Annotated in this window: 15 protein-coding genes; 9 read left to right on the top strand and 6 right to left on the bottom strand. The window is 72.2% G+C overall.

Translation table 11 applies throughout. The features are described from left to right. Positions 1 to 53 precede the first annotated feature (53 nt). Both LZ198_RS24330 and LZ198_RS24325 read right to left on the bottom strand, forming a co-directional pair. Positions 54 to 1,172, bottom strand: coding sequence for a hypothetical protein (locus tag LZ198_RS24330; protein WP_253974419.1), 1,119 nt, complete (start codon positions 1,170 to 1,172; stop codon positions 54 to 56). Beyond that, positions 1,172 to 3,040 carry an HSP90 family protein gene (locus LZ198_RS24325; RefSeq protein WP_253974418.1) on the bottom strand — a complete coding sequence of 623 codons (1,869 nt, stop codon included), beginning with the start codon at positions 3,038 to 3,040 and terminating at the stop codon, positions 1,172 to 1,174. Before LZ198_RS24325 ends, LZ198_RS24330 begins: the two co-directional genes overlap by 1 nt. A 233-nt stretch (positions 3,041 to 3,273) precedes the next feature. On the opposite strand from LZ198_RS24325, the gene LZ198_RS24320 reads away from it, so the two are divergent. From LZ198_RS24320 to LZ198_RS24305, 4 genes are all read left to right on the top strand, one after another. Then, on the top strand, positions 3,274 to 4,113 hold the full coding sequence (locus LZ198_RS24320) for a metal-dependent hydrolase (protein WP_253974417.1): 840 nt from the start codon (positions 3,274 to 3,276) through the stop codon (positions 4,111 to 4,113). Positions 4,114 to 4,230: 117 nt separating this feature from the next. Continuing rightward, entirely contained in the window at positions 4,231 to 5,691 is a 1,461-nt protein-coding gene (locus tag LZ198_RS24315) for an LETM1 domain-containing protein (protein WP_253974416.1), read from the top strand. A gap of 919 nt (positions 5,692 to 6,610) precedes the next feature. After that, positions 6,611 to 7,318 carry a dienelactone hydrolase family protein gene (locus LZ198_RS24310; RefSeq protein WP_253974415.1) on the top strand — a complete coding sequence of 236 codons (708 nt, stop codon included), beginning with the start codon at positions 6,611 to 6,613 and terminating at the stop codon, positions 7,316 to 7,318. 21 nt (positions 7,319 to 7,339) lie between these two features. Continuing rightward, a complete protein-coding gene (locus LZ198_RS24305; RefSeq protein WP_253974414.1) occupies positions 7,340 to 9,457 on the top strand; it encodes an FUSC family protein in 2,118 nt (705 codons plus the stop codon). 64 nt (positions 9,458 to 9,521) lie between these two features. On the opposite strand, the gene LZ198_RS24300 is transcribed toward LZ198_RS24305, so the two are convergent. Further along, positions 9,522 to 11,081 (bottom strand): HEAT repeat domain-containing protein, encoded by a 1,560-nt coding sequence (locus tag LZ198_RS24300; protein ID WP_323382854.1) that lies wholly within the window; start codon positions 11,079 to 11,081, stop codon positions 9,522 to 9,524. Between the two features lie 140 nt (positions 11,082 to 11,221). Between LZ198_RS24300 and LZ198_RS24295 the strand changes: the two genes are divergently transcribed. The 4 genes from LZ198_RS24295 to rsmB are packed head-to-tail and all read left to right on the top strand — an operon-like array spanning position 11,222 to position 15,050. Then, positions 11,222 to 11,803: a signal protein gene (locus LZ198_RS24295; protein WP_253974412.1), complete on the top strand. Its 582-nt coding sequence runs from the start codon at positions 11,222 to 11,224 to the stop codon at positions 11,801 to 11,803. 29 nt (positions 11,804 to 11,832) lie between these two features. Next, positions 11,833 to 12,768, top strand: coding sequence for a methionyl-tRNA formyltransferase (gene fmt / locus LZ198_RS24290; RefSeq protein WP_253974411.1), 936 nt, complete (start codon positions 11,833 to 11,835; stop codon positions 12,766 to 12,768). A gap of 36 nt (positions 12,769 to 12,804) precedes the next feature. Then, entirely contained in the window at positions 12,805 to 13,737 is a 933-nt protein-coding gene (locus tag LZ198_RS24285) for a type II 3-dehydroquinate dehydratase (protein WP_253974410.1), read from the top strand. Further along, positions 13,734 to 15,050, top strand: coding sequence for a 16S rRNA (cytosine(967)-C(5))-methyltransferase RsmB (gene rsmB / locus LZ198_RS24280; protein WP_253974409.1), 1,317 nt, complete (start codon positions 13,734 to 13,736; stop codon positions 15,048 to 15,050). The genes LZ198_RS24285 and rsmB overlap by 4 nt, the downstream gene beginning before the upstream one ends. Positions 15,051 to 15,081: 31 nt before the next feature. On the opposite strand, the gene LZ198_RS24275 is transcribed toward rsmB, so the two are convergent. Both LZ198_RS24275 and LZ198_RS24270 read right to left on the bottom strand, forming a co-directional pair. Beyond that, a complete protein-coding gene (locus LZ198_RS24275) occupies positions 15,082 to 15,987 on the bottom strand; it encodes a LysR family transcriptional regulator (protein ID WP_253974408.1) in 906 nt (301 codons plus the stop codon). A gap of 157 nt (positions 15,988 to 16,144) precedes the next feature. After that, a complete protein-coding gene (locus LZ198_RS24270; protein ID WP_253974407.1) occupies positions 16,145 to 16,441 on the bottom strand; it encodes a hypothetical protein in 297 nt (98 codons plus the stop codon). Between the two features lie 73 nt (positions 16,442 to 16,514). On the opposite strand from LZ198_RS24270, the gene LZ198_RS24265 reads away from it, so the two are divergent. Beyond that, positions 16,515 to 17,612: an MJ1255/VC2487 family glycosyltransferase gene (locus LZ198_RS24265; protein ID WP_253974406.1), complete on the top strand. Its 1,098-nt coding sequence runs from the start codon at positions 16,515 to 16,517 to the stop codon at positions 17,610 to 17,612. A gap of 19 nt (positions 17,613 to 17,631) precedes the next feature. Here the strand turns inward: LZ198_RS24265 and LZ198_RS24260 are convergent, their stop codons facing one another. Next, on the bottom strand, positions 17,632 to 18,678 hold the full coding sequence (locus tag LZ198_RS24260; RefSeq protein ID WP_253974405.1) for an SDR family NAD(P)-dependent oxidoreductase: 1,047 nt from the start codon (positions 18,676 to 18,678) through the stop codon (positions 17,632 to 17,634). Positions 18,679 to 18,687 lie beyond the last annotated feature (9 nt).

The raw sequence follows: 18,687 nt of genomic DNA, 5'->3' as shown, positions 1-18,687 counted from the left end.
CAGGGGGCGGGCGTGGGGGCTCGCCCCCGCGTGGCGCCCGCGCCGGTTGGACCTCAGTCCAGCGGGAACGCCACGACCTCTTGCGCGAGCCGCTGGTTGCGTTCGATCCACCGCCCGTAGCGGCTGGTGCCGTTGCGCGTGTCGAACTTCGTGGCGATGCCCCGGGCCTGCTGGAGCATCCACGCGTGCAGGGCCTTCACCTCGTAGCCGCCGTCCGCGCGGTGCTCGGGGAAGGCCTTGGACAGGCGCAGGTTGACGACGTCCCGCTCAGCCGTGGCCATCAGCCGCTCCAGCAGGAACGCGGCGGCGACGAGGAAGAGGAAGCGGTCGTTGAAGCTGCCGTGGTCGAGCGTCCACTCCAGGTGCTTCTCCATCAGCGCGAGGCCCCGCGCGTGATTGCCGGTGAGGGCGAGGAACTCGATGTGGTTGCCCACCGTGGCCAGGAAGTCGCGGTTCTTCGCCACCAGGCCGTAGCCGCGCCGGTGGAACTCCGCCGCGCGCTCCAGGTCGCCCAGCTTGAAGGCGGGGTAGAGCAGGGTGCCGAGCGTCAGGTGCGGAATCTCCGCGCACTTCACGCGCCCCTCCACGATGGGGCGCGCCTTGCGCAGCGCCGCCTCCCATTCGCCCTTCTCGATGTGGTGGTCCAGCTCGTCGTCCAGCTCGCACGCGCGGCAGTCCGTCAGGTGGTCCCGGGGCGCGGCGAGCCACGCGCTCCACAGCCGGTCCACCTCCGCCGGGTCGTCACCCATGTCCCGCAGCGTCTGGTAGCGCAGCTTCAGCACCGAGCGCTTGCCCGCGTCCACCTTGGCGAAGCACTGCTCGATGTCGTCCAGCGCGTCGGAGATCTGCTTGCGGGTGATGTGCGGGAACTCCTTGATGCGGCCCACCACCCACTTCTGCTTCCACAGCAGGCCCTCCGGGTCGAAGCGCTCCGGGTCCTTCTTCTGCTGGCCCCGGCACCACGCGAAGGCGACGAGCGCCTTGTCCGGGTAGCCGCCGAACGTCGCCGCGTCGATGAGGTCGTCGCGCAGCTGGTAGCCCAGGTCCACGTCGCCGTGCGCGTCCGCCATCCGCACGGCCTCCTCCAGCAGCCGCACCTTGCTCTCACTGGACTTCTGCCGCGTCGCCCGGTCCCAGAGGGCCTGGGCCTCCTCGCGCCAGTCGCCAGCCATCAGTGGAACCCCCGGGAGCCCGGACCGCCTTCGTCCTCGCCGTCTCCGCCAGGGCCTCCGCCTCCGCCCGCGCCGAGCTGCGCCGAGATGAGCCCCAGCAGGCCCTGGTTCAGGAGCGTCATCTCCTGCGCGTTCAACGGATGGTGTCCCAGCAGCAGCGCCTGCACGTAGAGCATCTCCACCGACAGCTTCATCATCGCGCGGTCCGACACGGCCGCCAGCCGCCGCACCACGGGGTTGTGCAGGTTGAAGCACAACTGCGCCTGGTCGGAGCCCGCCGCCTCCATCACGTTCTCCAGCACGCTGGCGTACAGGTCGTCGGACTCGTCGCGTGCCCGCTCCGCGTCGCGGCGGAAGGAGCCGTCCTCGTCGGAGCTGTAGAGCGTGGGCACCTCCGCCGGGAAGAACTTCTTCACCGTCGCGCCGCAGTGGAACGGCGCGAGCACCTGCTCCGCCGTGCGCAGGAGCGGGAAGACGGCGTCGCGCTCGTCCATCGTCAGCTCCTCGAAGTTCTGCGGCAGGTCCGCCGCGGAGAACGGCTCCACCTGCGCCTCCGGGAACACGTGCGGCAGCTTCTCCAGGAGCGCCGCGTCGTGCGTGTACGCCGCGTTGATGATGCACAGCCCCTGCGCCGCGGCCACGCGCGAAATCTGGCGGAAGCCCTCCAGCGTCGCGGTGTAGCGCACCACCGGGTACGCGCGCCGGTAGTCCGCCAGCGTGGAGACCCCCAGGGACGTCTCGAAGGGCAGCCAGCCGATGACCAGCTTGTAGAAGTCGTCGTCGTCCAGGGCCAGCGCCTTGATGCTCAGCCCGTGCAGGCCGATCAACCGCTGGAGCGAGCGCGGGTCGTCGTGCGCCAGGTCCATGAGGTACTTGCGCAGCCCGGCGCCCAGCGCGTCGCGGGCCTGGCCCAGCGCGCCGTCCTCGTAGAACGCCTCGCGGCTGGCGGTGGGGCGCAGCGCGTTGGCGTTGACCACGCACTTCACGAAGAACGCCCACTCCGGCAGCAGGTTCTCCGCGCTCTCCGACAGGAGCATGTGCTTCAGGTACACGCGGTGCTTCTGCTTCGAGTTGAAGTGGGGCGAGGCCGGCAGCACGAAGGCCACGCCGTCCACGTCACCGGCCTGCGAGCGCAGCGGGATGCAGTCGATGAAGTCCGTGTCGAACACCTCGCGCCCGTAGTCCAGCATCGCCTTGCGGCGCTCCGTCGCGCTGCCGTACTGGCGGCGCCAGGGCGGACCATCCGAGTCGAGCCGCTCCTGCTCGCCGCCCACCGTCAGGTGGATGGGGAACGGGAGTAGGCCCCCGTAGTGTCGCGCGAGCTGCCGCACCCGCTCCGGGGTGAACCACTCCGCCATGTCCGCGCGCGCCACGAGGAACACCTGGGTGCCCGGGCGGGGCAGCGGGTGCTCGGAGGCCCGCACGGCGTAGGTGCCGTCATGCCGCCCGCGCCACTCCAGCGTGCGCCCGTCGCCGCGCGCCGAGCGCGTCACCAGCAGGAGCTCGTCGCACACCATGAAGCACGACAGGAGGCCGATGCCGAACTGGCCGATGAAGTCCTTGCGCCGCGCCTCCAGGGCCTCGCGCTTGGAGGACTCGCCGATGGTCGCCAGGAAGCGGTGGATCTCCTCCTCCGTCAGGCCGACTCCGTCGTCGCTGAAGACGAGCGTGGCGCGCCCCTCGTCCTGCTTCTCCACCAGCTCCAGCCGCACGGTGCCCAGGTGCTCCGGCTCCAGGTGTTGGCGGGCGCGGATGGCGTCGGTGGCGTTCTGGAGCAGCTCCCGGATGTAGACCCCAGGCGAGCTGTACAGGTGGTGGGACAGGAGGTCGATGACCCCGCGAAGGCTGACTTGGAATCGGTGGTCCACGGCTCCCCCGACGTTAGCCCAGGGAGCCCCCCGGGCGGGGAAGGAACCTTGGTGTTCCTCACTTCGATTGGGGATTGCGGCCGGGCGCCCGGCGGTGCATCTGTCGGCCCCGGGGCAGGCGGGGGACGCATGCCCCTGGCAGGCCGCCCGGGAGGTGAAGGGCGGTTCAGTCGGAGGGTCCGGACGGGGCCCTCTGGCGCGTGCGGAGATTCTCGACCCGAGGGAGGACGACCATGCGGAACAAGCTCGTGGCAGTCGCTGTGGGTGCGGTGATGACGTTGGGCGGCACGGCGATGGCCCAGGACGCGGCCACCCCGCCGAAGCCGGAGGCGGGCGCCAAGGCGGCCGGTGCCAAGGCGGCGGCCGGCAAGGCGGAGGCGACGTGGTGGGGGCACGCGGCCATCGTGCTGCGCACCCCGGGTGGCGCGGTCATCGCCATCGACCCGTGGCTGACCAACCCCAAGGCCCCCAAGGACATCCCGCAGCCGGAGGCGCTGGACGCCATCCTCATCACCCACGGTCACTTCGACCACGTCGGTGAGGCGAAGGCGCTGGCGCAGAAGACGGGGGCGAAGGTGTTCGGCTCCTTCGAGCTGGTGAACCTGCTCGGGCTGCCGGAGGCGCAGGCGGTGGGCGCCAACCCGGGCGGCACCTTCCAGGTGAAGGACGCCACCATCCACCTGGTGGAGGCGGTGCACTCCAGCAGCTACCAGGCGGACCCCAAGGTCGCGGCCCAGTACGCCGGCGCGCCGCTGGGCTACGTGATTGAAATCGAGAAGGGGCCCACCGTGTACCACGCGGGGGACACCGGCGCCTTCGAGTCCATGGCCCTCATCGCGACGCAGTTCAAGCCCTCCATCGCCATGCTGCCCATTGGCGGTCACTTCACCATGGGCCCGGCGGAGGCGGCCCAGGCGGCGCGGCTGCTGAAGGTCAAGAGCATCGTCCCCATCCACTACGGCACCTTCCCGCTGCTCCAGGGCACGCCCGACGCGCTGCGCGGCGAGCTGAAGAAGCTCAAGAACGCCACGAAGGTCGTGGACCTGGAGCCGGGCAAGGCCACGGCGCTGTAGTCGCGGCTCCCCCGGGGTCGGCGGCGACAGCATGGACGTCGGGTAGAAGCCGCGTTTCTGCCGTCGCTGACTCCGGACCGACACCTGCCCGTAGGCCGGGTGGAAACCCGGGGGCCGGTGGGTTACATCCGACCGGACTGCCACGGAGGTGCCGGCGGCGGGTCCGGGGGTATCTCGGTGGTGGACTTCTCCAAGGCGGGGTGGCTGACCCCGCTGTTGAACGACGCGGTGGCGGCCCATGTGGGCGCCGTCGCTCCGGAGGCGTTGGTCACCCCCCTGCGCTCCGGCCGGGCCCGGGCGCGCGCGTACCTGCGTCGCACGCTGCGCGCCAGCGGGCTCCTGTACGGGACGCCCGCGGACCCTCCCTCGTCATTGGAGTCCGCGCCCACGACGGCGGTGCAGGCCCGGGCGCTGGAGGACGAGCTGTTCCACGCGGTGGTGCGCACGTTGGCGTCGCTGGCGCTGGAGCTGGCGCGGCAGGTGGGCCTGCCCGAGGGCGCGCGCGTCGAGCAGCTGCTCGTCCTCTTCGCCGTGCTGGGTGGGGAGCTGGAGCTGGCCGGGTCGCTGGCGAAGCGACTGGCGGACGGCAAGGCCGTGACGAAGCGGCAGGTGGGGAAGGTGGAGGCGGCGCTGCGCAAGCGCGAGCCGACGCTGGCGGGGGACCCGGTGTATGGCCTGGTGCTGCACAACGGCGCGCAGTACGCGGACGCGCAGTTGTTCTGTCGGCAGGCCATCGACCTCTTCGTCACCGGGCGCTTCGTCGAGGCGCACGCGCGACGGCGGTTGGAGTTCGCGGCGCGGCAGAAGGCGCTGCTGGTGGATGTGCTGACGGGGCTGGCGTGCGTGGACCGGCAGCCGGGGACGCTGGCGCGCCGGGCCATCCTCAAGCAGGTGGAGGACCTGCGGCTGCCTGCGGCGATGGCGTCCGGCTTGAAGGCGGCGGTGAAGCAGTCCTTCGAGCGGCGACGCAGCGTGCGGGACGTGGTGCGGCGGGTGCGTGGCCAGGACATGCGGCACTTCCTGCTGGAGCAGACGCTGCTGGCGGCGCTGGTGGACGGGCGGCGCACGCGGCGCGAGCGGGCCTTCATCGACGAGCTGGCGGACGCGCTGAGCGTGTCGAAGCAGGAGCTGCACCGGCTCGAGCTGGAGATGGCGGAGTTCTACACGCGGCACCGCTCCGTGGTGGACGTCTTCACGGTGTCCGACGCGGCCAGCGCCATGGGCGACGACATGGTCGCCACCATGCAGGAGACGCTGGAGAAGAACTTCCACCGGCTCATGCAGGAGGTCCGGGAGACGGGGGACCTGGCGGTGCTGCTGACGAAGGCCGCGCGGGGGCAGACGCTCACCTCGGATGAGCGCAAGCGCATGCGCGCGCAGCTCATCGACGTGGCGAAGGCGATTCCCGCGCTCGCCATCTTCGCCGCGCCGGGCGGCATCCTGCTGCTCGCGGCGCTCGCCAAGGTGCTGCCCTTCAGCCTGCTGCCCAGCTCGTTCCAGGACGAAGCGCCCACGCCCGAGCAGGACGACATCGAGAGCACGGACGAGGACTACATCCCCGAGCGCGAGGTCGGGTAGGGGCCCACGGCTCGGAGCCGCGCAGGTGGACTCCGGTGGTAGCCCAGGAGCGCGGTCGACGTCGCGGCGGACGCGGACGCACGGCACGTTCATGCAGCGGCCCTCCGTGTTCGCGCTCGGGGGCGGAGGTCGCGCTGGCAGGGACGTCCATTTCGGGGACGCGGCGTCGAGGAGCGCGGCGAAGCCTCTGCACTCCCGGCAACAGCGCGATGCCAGTGACGACTCGTTACGTGGCGCGCCGGTGAGCCTGTCGCCCCGGCGCGACACATCCAGAGCGCGGCGACGGTGACGACTCGGTCCCTGGTGCACCGGTGAGTCCGTCGCCCCGGCGCGACACATCCAGAGCGCGGCGACGGTGACGACTCGGTCCCTGGTGCACCGGTGGGTCCATCGCCCCGGCGCGACACATCCAGAGCGCGGCGACGGTGACGACTCGGTCTCTGGTGCACCGGTGGGTCCGTCGCCCCGGCGCGACACATCCAGAGCGCGGCGACGGTGACGACTCGGTCCCTGGTGCACCGGTGGGTCCGTCGCCCCGGCGCACGCACCCAGCGGGCGAGGACGGTGGCGAGTCGGTTCATGGCGCACCTCCCGTGTGCTCCATCCACGAACAGAAGTGATGCGGCTGTGTGGGGCTCATTCCGCCCAGAAGCAGCGGCGCACGAGGTGATTGCGATTTCGTCGCGAGTCGCGCGTGTGCGGGATACCTCCCGGACGTCATGCGTGGCGACCGCGTGGCGTACGGGTCGAGGAGGCGCGGGTGTATCCGGGCGTGGAGGTGGATGGGCGGCGTGTGGCCCGTGCTTGCGAGGCGGCTGGTCGGTGGCCCCCTCTGCATCCAGGCGAGAGGGCGCGGACGGCGGCGCGCACGGACACCAGCTTTGCCAGGTGGGGTGTGCCCTCTCCTGGAGGTGTGGTGATGCGTGTGCGCGAGCGGGACGTGGAGGTCGGCGTGGGCGGGCGGCTGCTTGCTGGGCGGCTCGCGGTGCCCGAGCGGGTGGCGGGCCTGGTGCTGCTGACGGGAGGCGACCTGTCCACGAGGGATGGGCGGACTCGCTTCATCCGTGAGGCCCTCCACGCCGCGGGGCTCGGGTCGCTCTGGTTGGAGCTGCGCACCGCGGACGAGTCCCTGGCCGAGGACTGGACGCTGCGTCCGGGCTCCCAGGTCGAACTCGTGGCCCACCGGCTGGAGGTCGCGCGCGACTGGCTCCAGCGCGACGTGTCCTCGAGCCTGCTGCCAGTCGGGTACCTCGGCACGGGCCTGGGCTCGGCCGCCGTACTGGTGGCCGCGGCGCATCAGCCCCAGGGCGTGCAGGCCGTCGTCGCGCTCGGGGGGCGTCCGGACCTCGCGGGGGCGCTCGTCTCCGACGTCCGCGTGCCCACGCTGCTGCTGGGCGCCGGTGACGACGAGGACCGCGTGGCGCTCGTCCGGCGCGTGAGGGACGCGCTATCCCCTGGCACCCGGGCGGCGCTCCAGCTCGTCGACGGGGCCACGCGCAACTTCCCGGAGCCCGAGGCGTGGGCCACCGCCGCGAGGCTCGCGGTGGCGTGGTTCCGCGACTGCTTCCGCGCCGCGGCGGGCCCCGGGGTGCTGGAGTGGACCGGGGAGCCCGGCGGCCTTGGCTGAAAGGATGGGCCCGCGGGCTCCATGAACGACCTCAAGCGTCACTTCGAGTCCTTCTTCCGCGTGGAGCCCGGCCGTCCCGCCCTGGGCGCGGGACTGCGCGCCGCGCTCGCCGTGGGAGTCCCCATGGTCATCGCCGCCACGCGACACCTGCCCGCCGCGACGTGGGTGGGCCTGGCGGCGCTGTTCGTCACGCTGGTGGACCGGGGCGGGCCCTACCGCGACCGGGCGCTCTCCATGGGGGCGATGACGGTGCTGGGCGCGGCGATGGGGCTCGTCTCCGCGCTGCACCTGCCGACCTGGGGTGTCGTCCTCCTCACGCTCGTCTGGGTGACGGCGTGTGGCTTCGCGCGCTCCTACGGGGACACGCCCGGGCTCATGGGCGTGGTGCTCGCGAACTACACCGTGGTGTCGCTCGCGTTGCCCGCCGCGGACCTCTCCGCCGCGCTGACCCGCTCCGGCCTGTTCATCCTGGGCGGGGCGTGGTCCATGCTCCTGTCGCTCCTGCTCTGGCCGCTGCGGCCCTATCGCCCGGCGCGCTTCGCCATCGCCCGGTGCTACCGCTCGCTGTCGGACCGGGCGGAGGAGGTGTCGAGCTGGCCCCTCGAGGGACCGCTGCCCGCCACGCTGCTGGTGGACACCGTGGACTGGGAGTCGCGCGCGCGGCAGTGCCTGGAGGACGCGCGGTCGGTGCTGGCCTCCACGCGTCGCGGCAGGGCGGGCGAGAGTGGGCGGGGCGAGCACCTGCTGGTCCTCATCGAGGGCGTGGACGCGCTGCTGGCGTTGCTGGTGGCCCTGCCGGAGACGCTGGAGGTCGCGCCCCGCGAGGCGCGCTACCACGCGCTGCGCGCCGAGGTGCAGCGCGCGCTGGCCTCGCTGGCGGCGGACATCCGCGCCATCGCCCGCGCCCTGGAGCGCGACACCAGCGAAGCGGAGCCCTCCAAGTGGAGCGCCGAACGCGTTCGCAGGGCGCTGGAGGCGCAGGTGGCGGAAGGCGGCATGTCGGACGCGGCGCGCGCCGCGTACTCCCACGCGGAGGTGCTGGTGGGGCGCATGCGGGAGTACTCGCGCGCGTTGCTCGACGTCGCGGAGCGACTGGAGGACGGGCGGCCCGTGGAGTCCGACCTCCCCGTGGGGCCCCACCCCGCGTCGCTCCAGGGGCGCCCGTTGCTGGAGCCGCTGCGCGACAACCTGAGCCCCAGCTCCGTCATCTTCCGCCACGCGATGCGGCTGGGCTTCATCGCGGCGCTCGCGACGGCGCTCGTGGGCGGGCTGAAGCTGGACCATGGCTACTGGGTCATCATCACCGTCGTCGTGGTGCTCCAGCCCTATTCGGGGATGACCTTCGAGCGGGGCCTGCAGCGCGCGGCGGGCACGTTGTTGGGCGGCGCGCTGGCGGCGGGGCTGGTGGTGCTGGTGCGCGACCCGGCCGTCATCCTGGGCGCCATCATGCTGTTCTTCGCCGTCGCCATCAGCGTGAAGCCGTTGAGCCTCTCCGCGTTCCAGGTGCTGCTCGCGCCCGCGGTGGTGCTGCTGGCCGAAATCCAGTCGGGCGACTGGGAGCTGGCGGGGGTGCGCATCGCGAACACGCTGCTGGGTGGGGTGCTGGCGCTCGTGGGGGCGCGGCTCCTGTGGCCCAGCCCCGAACACCTGCGCTTCCCCGAGCAGGTGGCCAGCGCGCTGCGGGCCGACCGCGAGTACCTGCTGAGCGTGGCGAGGGCCCGCTCGGACTCGGAGCCGGAGGTGCGCGAGGCGCGGCGGAAGCTGGGGTTGGAGCTGCTGTCGGCGGAGGCGTCCTTCCAGCGCCTGCTCACCGAGTGGCGTGGCCCGTCGCGGCAACTGGAGCCGGTGATGGCGCTGCTCGCCTACGCGCGCCGCTTCGGCGCCGCGGTGACGGCGCTGGCCGCCAGCCGCCGGTGGCACGAGACGCAGGACCTGTCGGGCGTGGTCAGCTACGCGGGGAGCGCGCTGGAGGACCTGGCGCTGGCGGTGGAGCACCGGCGCAAGCCCACGCCGCTGCCGCCCACGAAGACGCCGAGCGTGGGGGATCCGCTCTCCCACGCCCAGATGGACCGGTTGCTCCGCCAGCTCACCGTGCTCCACAACGCCACGGAGCGCGTGGCGCCCCACCTGGCATCCTGAGGCACGGCGCGCGCCGTGGGGTCCTCGGCGCGCGCGACGAAGCCGTGGAAGGGCGCCGCGTGGCTCAGGTGCTCTCGAGCCGGGCCAGCAGCCGCCGCAGGTCCTCGTTGACGGTGACGAGCTGGGTGACGCCCTGCTCGTCCAGGAGCTGCTTGCGCAGCGACGGCAGCGCCGTCTCCTTCAGCTTCTTCACCGCGTCCTGCGAGCCGTCCAGGAGCCAGCCCGTGCCGAGGATGAAGGCCAGCCGCACGTCCGTGTCCCGCTCGCCCAGGCGCGAGGTCAGCGCGGGCATGTGCTCGGCGCTGCCCGTGCGACCGATTTCGAGCGCGGCCCGCTCCAGCAGGGGCTTGCTCGCCTTGTCCATCCGTTGGGCCCAGCAGCTCGCGTTGCCCGCGCAGCTCTGTCCGGCCTCCAGCAGCGCGGCGTGCTGGGTGATGGTCTCCGCGCGCTTCTTGCCCAACGCGGCCACGTCGTCGCAGCCCTCCTCGCCCGTCGCCTTGCAGTCGGCCGCGGTGCGCGCGGGTTCGGAGGCGGCCAGCTTCTGGAGCAGCGGCTGCTCGCGCGCGTCACCCAGCATGACCAGGCCCTTCACCGCCACCTCGCGCGAATACCAGTCACCCGTCGCCGCCGCCTTCTCCAGCGCGGGCAGCGCGTCGCGGCCGCCCAGGCGCACCAGCGCGCGGACATACGCGTCGCGCACCGTGGTGTCCGTCTCCGCCACCAGCGCGCTGAGCGGCTTGATGGCCTCCGTCACCCGCATCCGCCCCAGCGCGTCCGCCGCCTGCATCCGCACCAGCGCCTGGATCTGCGCCTCCGGGTGCTGGAACGCCAGCAGCTTGAGCAGCGGCTCCACGGCGCGCTTCTCGCGCAGGTCGCCCAGCACCGTCGCGGCCTTCATCGGATAGCTGGCCGGGTTGACGCCGTTCTTCTTCGCCCAGTCGAGCAGCTCCGGGTCGCGCCCCTCCAGCGCGGGCAGCAGCGCGTCCGCCGCGGGCTGGCCCAGTTGGAACAGCGCGAAGCTGCTCTCCACATAGAAGGACTTGCCCTTGCGCTCCTTCGTCAGCATGCGGATGAGCGTGGGCGCGGCCTTCGCGTCGCCGATGTGCCCCAGCGCCTCGATGGCCTTCTTGTTGAGGAAGGGCTCCACGCTGTCGTCGGCGGCGAGGGCGATGAGCGAGTCCACCGCCTCCTTCGCCCGCATCGTCCCGAGTACGCGGATGGCCTCGATGCGCGTGTAGTTGTCCTTCGAGCGCAGGAGCGGCACCAGCGCCGGGACCGCGCGCGCGTCACCGATGGTGCCCAGCGCCGTCACCATCGCCTTGTTCGCCAGTTGCGAGGACATGTCCGCCGCGGCCGGGTCCAGCGCCGCCTTCAAGGGCTCCACCGAGGAGACGTGGTGCAGGTCCTCCAGCGTCCGCGCCAGCGCCGCCTTCACCTCCGGCTTGCGCTCGCTCGCAAGCTGCTCGTGCAGCATGGGCAGGAAGGTCTCGTTCACCTTCCCGGACTTCCGCATCGCCTCGATGAGGCGGACGCGGTCCTCCGCGCGCCGGGCTTGTTGGAGGTTCGCTTCCCAGTAGTCGGGGGTGGCGGAGTCGCCTTTGCAGCCTGCCAGACAGATGAACACGACAGCTGCACACCACGCTGCGAGAGAGCGGCTCATGCAGTCTCCAATGCGTCTGCGGGGTTGTCCTGTCTGGCGTCGTAAACCTCCTGTCACGAAGGAATCAAACCACCCGGGTCACCTGGGGTACGCTGGTCAACGACATGTCCGACGACATTCAAAGGCCGTCGCGTCCGGGGTACACCCGCCGGACGTACCTCCTCGACCGCGAATTCCAGCTCAAGTACATCCTTCTGCTGGCCGGTATCGGCGCGGTCAGCGTGGGCGTGTTCGGCGGGCTGGCGTACCAGCTCCACCTGTCCGCGGTGCGTGCGGGCGTGGAGGGAGGGGCATCCCTGCTGTGGCTGACGGGGGTGGGGGCGCTGGGGCTCGCGGTGTTGCTGGGCCTCTTCGGGCTGCTCTTCACGCACCGGGTGGCGGGGCCCGTCCACGTCATGAGTCTTTATGTCGCGGCGCTCGCCGCGGGGCGCTATCCCCGGCTGCGCCCGCTGCGGCGCAAGGACGAGCTGAAGCGCTTCTTCGACCGCTTCAGCGAGGCGGTGGATCGCATCCGCCAGCGCGAGGCGGACGAGGCGCACGCCCTGGAGTCCGCCCTGGCCGCGCTGAAGCCGGTGGCCACGACGCCGGAGGCGCGCGAGGCATTGGAAACGCTGTCGGCGCTGCACGCCCGCAAGCGTCAGGCAGTGGACAATCCGACAGGTAGCACCTTCAAGTCCGTGGCCTGAGTCGAGCGCCACAGGAGAACCGCAGGAACATGAGCAGACCCCGCATCATCTTCATGGGCACCCCCGACTTCGCCGTGTCCTCGCTCGAGGCGTGCTTCGACATCGGCGACGTGGTGGCCGTCGTCACGCAGCCGGACAAGCCCAAGGGCCGGGGCAACACCGTGACGGCGCCGCCGGTGAAGGAGCTGGCGCTGTCGCGCGGCGTGCCCGTCCTCCAGCCCGCGAAGCTGCGCACGCCGCCCTTCGTCGAGGCGCTGCGCCCGTTCGCGCCCGACATCTGCGTGGTGACGGCCTACGGGCGCATCCTCCCCAAGGACATCCTGGACCTGCCCGCGAAGGGCTGCGTCAACGTTCACGGCTCGCTCCTGCCGCGCTTCCGGGGCGCCGCGCCCATCCAGTGGTCCATCGCGCATGGCGACGCGGAGACGGGCGTGTCGCTGATGGTGATGGACGAGGGGCTCGACACCGGGCCGGTGCTGGCGATGAAGCGGCTGCCCATCGCCCCGGACGAGACGAGCGCGTCGCTCTACCCGAAGCTGGCCGCGCTGGGCGGAGACCTCCTGCGCGAGTCCCTGCCCGCGTACCTGCGGGGCGAGCTGGAGCCCGTGGCGCAGCCGTCGGAGGGCATGGTGCTGGCGCCCATCATCGAGAAGGACGAGGGGCGGCTGGACTTCACCCGCTCCGCCGTGGCGCTGGAGCGGCGCCTGCGCGCCTTCACGCCGTGGCCCGGCGCCTTCACCACCCTGGGCGGCAAGCTGCTCAAGGTGCACCGTGTGCGGGTGGCCGAGGGCCAGGGCGCGCCGGGCACGGTGCTGTCGGCGGGCCCGGAGGGCATCGAGGTGGCGTGCGCGGAGGGCTCGCTCGTGCTCCTGGAGATCCAGCCGGAGGGCAAGCGGGTCATGAAGGCGGTGGAGTTCCTCTCGGGCAACAGGGTCGCGTCCGGCAGCCAGCCGTTCGGTGTCTAGCGACGGGATGGGTTCTTCGAGTACAGGCGGATGGGCATGAGACTGCTGGTGTTGCATGGGCCGAACCTCCCACTGCTGGGCGTGCGCGACGGCGTGCCCGGAGGGACGTTGTCGGACCTGGATGCCGCGCTGAGGGCGCGGGCGCGGGAGCTGGGCGTGGAGCTGGAGGTGCTCCAGTCCAACCACGAGGGCGTCCTGCTGGACACGCTGGCCGAGCAGCGCGAGGCGGTGGACGGCGTCATCGTCAACCCCGCGGGCCTCTTCGGCTCGTACGCGCTCAAGGAGGCGCTGGAGGCGGTGGGGCTGCCCGCCATCGAGGTGATGCTGCGCCCGCCCGCCCGCGAGTCCGTGGTGGCGGAGGCCTGCGTCCTCCAGGTCCACGGCGCCACGGGCGGCTTCGACCCCTACCTCCAGGCCCTGGAGACGTTCGCCAGCGGCCTCTTCACGCCCGGGCCGTCGAAGACGTTGGGGCGCAAGAAGGCGCCCGTCGTGGCGCCCGCCCCGGCGAAGGGGGCCGGCAAGTCCCTGGGCAGGGCCCCGGCGAAGTCCACGGAGAAGGCCCCGCTCGCGCTGGTGCCGTCGAAGGCGCCGGCCAAGGGGCCGGGCGCGTCCGTGAAGACGCTGGGCCGCGTGGCGCCCCCGCCGGAGAAGGCGGACGCGGAGCCTCGGCCGACGAAGACGCTGGGGCGGGGCGCGAGGGGCGGCGCCGCGACGACGTCCGACCTGCTCACCCGCGCGCTGGTGCGGCAGAAGGTGTCCGAGCGGCTGTCGGGCACGCTCGGCGACGAGGCCCTGGCGGCCTGGGCGCGCACGCGCTACGAGGCCGTCCAGCGCGGAGCCCCGGCGGAGCAGGGCCAGCGCGAACTCCTGGAGGAAAGCCTGTTGCGCCTCACCCTGTCCCACCTTCCCGCGACGCGGCTGTCGGATGAGCAGCTCGTGGACCTGATGACCCGGCTCGACGAAGGATGAATCCCCGCGCACTCGCCATCCTCGTGCTGGCGCGCGTCCGCGCGACGGACGCCTACCTCAACGTGGTGCTGGACACGATGCTGTCCGAGTCACCGCTGAAGGACCCTCGCGACGCGGGGCTCGTCACGGAGCTGGCGTACGGCTCCACGCGCCGGCAGCTCGCGCTGGACTACGCCATCACCCGCTTCGCGGACCGCAAGCTGGACGCCATGGAGGACCGCGTGCTCGCGGCCCTGCGCATCGGCGCGTACCAGTTGTTCCACACCCGCGTGCCCGCGCGCGCCGCCGTCGCGGAGACGGTGCAGGCGCTGAAGGAGGTGGGCCTCACCCGCGCGACCGGCTTCGTCAACGCCATCCTGCGCAAGCTGGCGGGCCTGCCCGGCCCGCCGCTGCCGCCCGCGTCGGAGGTGGCCCACCACCTGTCCGTGCGCGAGAGCCATCCCCAGTGGCTGGTGGAGCGCTGGCTGCGCCAGTTCGGCCGCGAGCGCGCGGAGGCCATGCTGGTGGCGGACAACCAGTCCCCGCCGGTGGTCATCCGCGCCAACACCGCGAAGGTGACGCGCGACGCGCTGCTCGCCCAGTTGCAAGAGGTGGGGGTGGACGCGAAGGCGGCGACGCTCTCCCCGCTGGGCATCGTCCTGCCGCCGGTGGGCCGCGTGGAGGACGTCTATGGCTACGCGGAGGGCCTGTGGCAGGTGCAGGACGAGGCCGCCCAGCTGGTGGGCGTCTACGGCGCCATCCCGGAGTCGGCGCGCGTGCTCGACGCGTGCGCTGCGCCCGGCGGGAAGGCGTGTCACCTGGCCCAGTCCCACGACGTGGTGGCGGTGGACCTGCACGCGCACAAGCTCCGGAAGATCGAAGGCGAGGCGAAGCGCCTGGGCCTCACCCCGCGGCTGAAGTCCTTCGCGCACGACGCGGCGGAGCCGTTCCCGGAGGCGTGGGGCGAGTTCCACGCGTTCATGGTGGACGCGCCGTGCTCGGGGCTGGGCACGCTGCGCCGGCACCCGGAGCTGCGCTACCGCCGCAAGGAGGAGGACATCTCCCGGCTGGCGGCGCTCCAGCGGCGCATCCTGGAGAACTGCCAGGAGGCGGTGCCCCCCGGCGGGCTGCTGGTGTACGCGGTGTGCACGGCGGAGCCGCAGGAGGGGCAGGACCAGGTGGAGATGTTCCTGCGCAGCCATCCCGAGTGGACGGCGGAGCCGCCCGTGCTGCCCGGCCTCAAGCTGCCGTTGACGCAGGCGTACCTGCGCACGCTGCCCGGGCCGGAGGGGTACGACGGCTTCTTCGCGGCCCGCCTGCGCAAGCTCTACTGAGGCGGGCCACGTCACCGCCGACGACGCGGACTCAGGCGTCGTCGGTGGGAGGCAGGTTGGCCGCGGCCTTGAAGGCCTCCAGCACGGCGGCGGAGGCGCGGTCCAGGTACTTGCCCTTGCGGATGAGCAGGCCGATGGGCCGCGACACGGGCCCCTCGGCGATGGGCTTGGCCACCAGCGAGCCGCCCTTCACCTCGCCCAGCGCGGTGGCCATGGGGAGGATGGCCACGCCCAGGCCCATCTCCACCGCCCGCTTGATGGTCTCCACGTTGTCCATCTCCATCACCGGGGTGATGTCGATGTTCTTCTCGCGGAACAGCCGGTCCAGCGCCTTGCGCGTGGGGGCCTCCCGGTCGAACGCGATGAAGGGCACGCCGGTCAGCGCGGTGAGGGTCACCTTCTGCTTGGTGGCGAAGGCGTGGCCGGGCGCGCAGACCACCGCGAGCTTGTCGTCGCGGAACGGGAGGATGTCCACGCCCGCGCGCGGCTGCGGGTAGGCGACGATGCCAATCTCCGCCGCGCCCAGGATGACGTCGTCGTACACCTGGTCGTTGCGCCGGTAGTTCAGGCGCATGTTCACCTTGGGGTGCGACTTGAGCAGCTGCTTCTGCACCGCGTTCAGCTCGTGCAGCCCCACCGAGTAGATGGTGGACACCGTCGTGGTGCCGGCGACCTCCGTCGCCTGCTCGCGAATCTCCTGCTCCACCTCGGAGAAGCGGGCGAGGATCTCCTTGCACCCCCGGAACAGCCGCTCGCCCGCCGGCGTCGGCGTCACCTGCCGGGCGCTGCGCGACAGGAGCTTCTGCTCATAGCGGTTCTCCAGCGCGCGAATCTGCTGGCTGACCGCGGATTGCGTCACGTGGTTGAGCTGGGCCGCGCGCGAGAACGAGCCGGTCTCCACCACGTCGCAGAACATCTTCAGGGACTCGAGCTGCATGGGCCGCTCCCTACTCCTAAACCTAATGCTCAGGCCACAACTAATTAGCCGGGCTACGCCGCGCCGCCAATGCTTCTAACCCGGCGGGTTGACTGGTCGAAGGGCGTCGGGGGGGAGGGGGCCCCGAGCGCCGCGCCGAGCGTGGACGGGTGAGCAGTCAGGGGCCGCCCGCGGGCGGGGATGACGCATGGCGGCGTAGGAGGACGAACAGCGCGGCGCCGAGCGAGACGAGCCCGGCGCCGAAGCCCGTCTGGACGCGGCCCAGCTCCCGGTGGGTCTGCCGGAGCAGGTCGCACTGGGGGCCGGTGAGGTCCGCGCAGTCCGGGGCGCCGAACAGGCCGTGCAGCCCGGTGCCGAGCAGGTACAGGCCCCCCAGCACCAGTCCGGCGCAGAGGCCGACGGCCGCCGCGCGGGGCAGGGAAGGCTTGCGTGGTGGCTCGGGCGGCGTGGACATGGGCAGCAGACGCTATAGCCGCGGGAGGCGGGCGGGCTCAACGGGCGGCGGGCGGGCGCGTATGCTCGGGGACATGCGAATCCTCTACGGGGTCGTCGGCGAAGGCATGGGCCATGCGACGCGCTCGCGCGTGCTGCTCGAGGCGCTGACGCAGGAGCACGAGGTCCACATCGTCGTCTCCGGCCGCGCCCAGGACTACCTGGCGAAGCGGTTCCAGAACGTGCACGGCATCTGGGGGTTGACCCTCGCGTACGAGGGCAACTCGGTGAAGAAGTGGCAGACGGTGCTGCAGAACCTCACCGGCGCGGTGACGGGCTGGCCGCAGAACGTGCGGCGCTACTTCGACCTGGTCGACGAGTTCAAGCCGGACGTGGTGGTGAGCGACTTCGAGACGTTCAGCTACCTGTTCGCCCGCGCCCACCGGTTGCCGGTCATCAGCGTGGACAACATGCAGGTCATCAACCGCTGCCAGCACGACCCGGCGCTGCTGGCCGGGTACGAGGACAGCTTCGAGACCTCGCGCGCCATCGTGAAGGCGAAGCTGCCCGGGGCCTTCCACTACCTGGTCACCTCGTTCTTCTACCCGCCCTTGCGCAAGCGCCGCACCACGCTGGCGCCGTCCATCCTCCGGCCCGAAATCCTGGAGGCGAAGTCCGAGCCGGGCGAGCACCTGCTGGTGTACCAGACGTCCACCACCAACACGGCGCTGCCGGACATCCTCAAGGCCGCGGGCATCCCCTGCCGGGTGTACGGGCTGCGCCGCGACCTCACCGAGGACCTCGTCGACGGCAACCTGACGTACCGGCCCTTCAGCGAGAAGGGCTTCATCGACGACCTGCGCACCGCGCGCGGCGTGGTGGCCAGCGGTGGCTACACGCTGATGAGCGAGGCGGTGTACCTGCGCAAGCCCATGCTCAGCATCCCCCTGGAGGGCCAGTTCGAGCAGGTCGTCAACGCGCTGTACCTGGAGAAGCTGGGCTACGGCATGTTCGTGAAGACGCTCACGGTGGACGCGCTGAAGGAGTTCCTGACGCGCGTGCCCCGCTGCCAGGAGGCGCTGAAGGGCTACGAGCAGGACGGCAACACGCGCATGCTCTCCGCGCTGCGCGAGCAGCTGGCCCTGGCGTACGAGCACCGCGGCCACTGGGCCATGGAGATGGCCCAGGACTGAGTTCGCGCGCGCCGCGGCGTCAGTGCAGCGGCACGTCCGTCTCGTTGTTGCGCTCGGCGGCGCGCCGGGACAGCTCCGTGAGCCAGGAGCGGGTGAGGGGCGTCTGGCTGTCGGCGCCCGCGAAGCGGTCCTGGCCGCTGCCCTGGGGCAGGCGCCGGTTCGCCCACGCCAGCACCGCCGCGGTGAGCTCCGGCGCCAGCGCCCGGCCCCACACCGCCAGCCGCGTGGGCAACCCCACCAGCACCTCCGCGTCACCCCGCCGCACGGCGGCCAGGACGAGGCGCGCGGCGCGCTCGGCGCTCACGGACAGGCCCGGCAGCGAGTCGCTCACGGAGAACCACGCGTACTCGCCCTCGTGGCTCCCCTTGAAGCGCGCGTTGAGCGGGCTGCCGGTGCGCATCAGCCCCGGGCACACCGTCGTCACCCGGATGCCGTCCTGGCGCAGCTCCGCGCGCAAGCCGTCCGACAGGCCCACCAGCGCGAACTTGCTCGCGGAGTAGGGCACCAGGTGCGGCACGCTCACGCGCCCGCCCACGGAGGCGATGTTGACGATGCGGCCCTCGCCCCGCCGCTTCATCTCCGGCAGCACCGCGAGCGTGGTGTACAGCGCGCCCCACAGGTGCGTGTCCACCGCGTCGCGGAAGTCCTCCAGCGTCATCGACTCCAGCGGCCCCACCTGGATGACGCCCGCGTTGTTGACGAGCACGTCCACGCCGCCCCAGCGCTCGTGGAGGGCGGACACCACGGCCTCCACCTGCACCTCGTCGCGCACGTCGCAGGGCAGGGCGAGCACCTCGCCGCCCTCGCGCTCCAGCTCCTCGCGGGCGCGCTCGAGCGACGCCTCCTCGCGGCCGCACAGGGCCACCCGCGCGCCCTGCCTCGAGAGCTGGCGCGCGAGCACCAGCCCCAGGCCGCGGGAGCCGCCGGTGATGAGCACGGTGCGGTCCCGGAACGAGTAGCGGGAGCGCAGCGCGCGGCCCAGTCCCAGCGCCGCGCCGATGCCGGCCGCCACCAGCGTGCCCGGGGAGAAGCGCCGCGCCTGTCTGTCCTTGCGCCTGTCGGCCATGGGGGCTCC

Source organism: Myxococcus dinghuensis (assembly GCF_024198235.1).
Lineage (GTDB): Bacteria > Myxococcota > Myxococcia > Myxococcales > Myxococcaceae > Myxococcus > Myxococcus dinghuensis.
The sequence above is the reverse complement of the archived record's forward strand: the minus strand, read 5'-3'. Positions and strand labels throughout refer to the sequence as shown.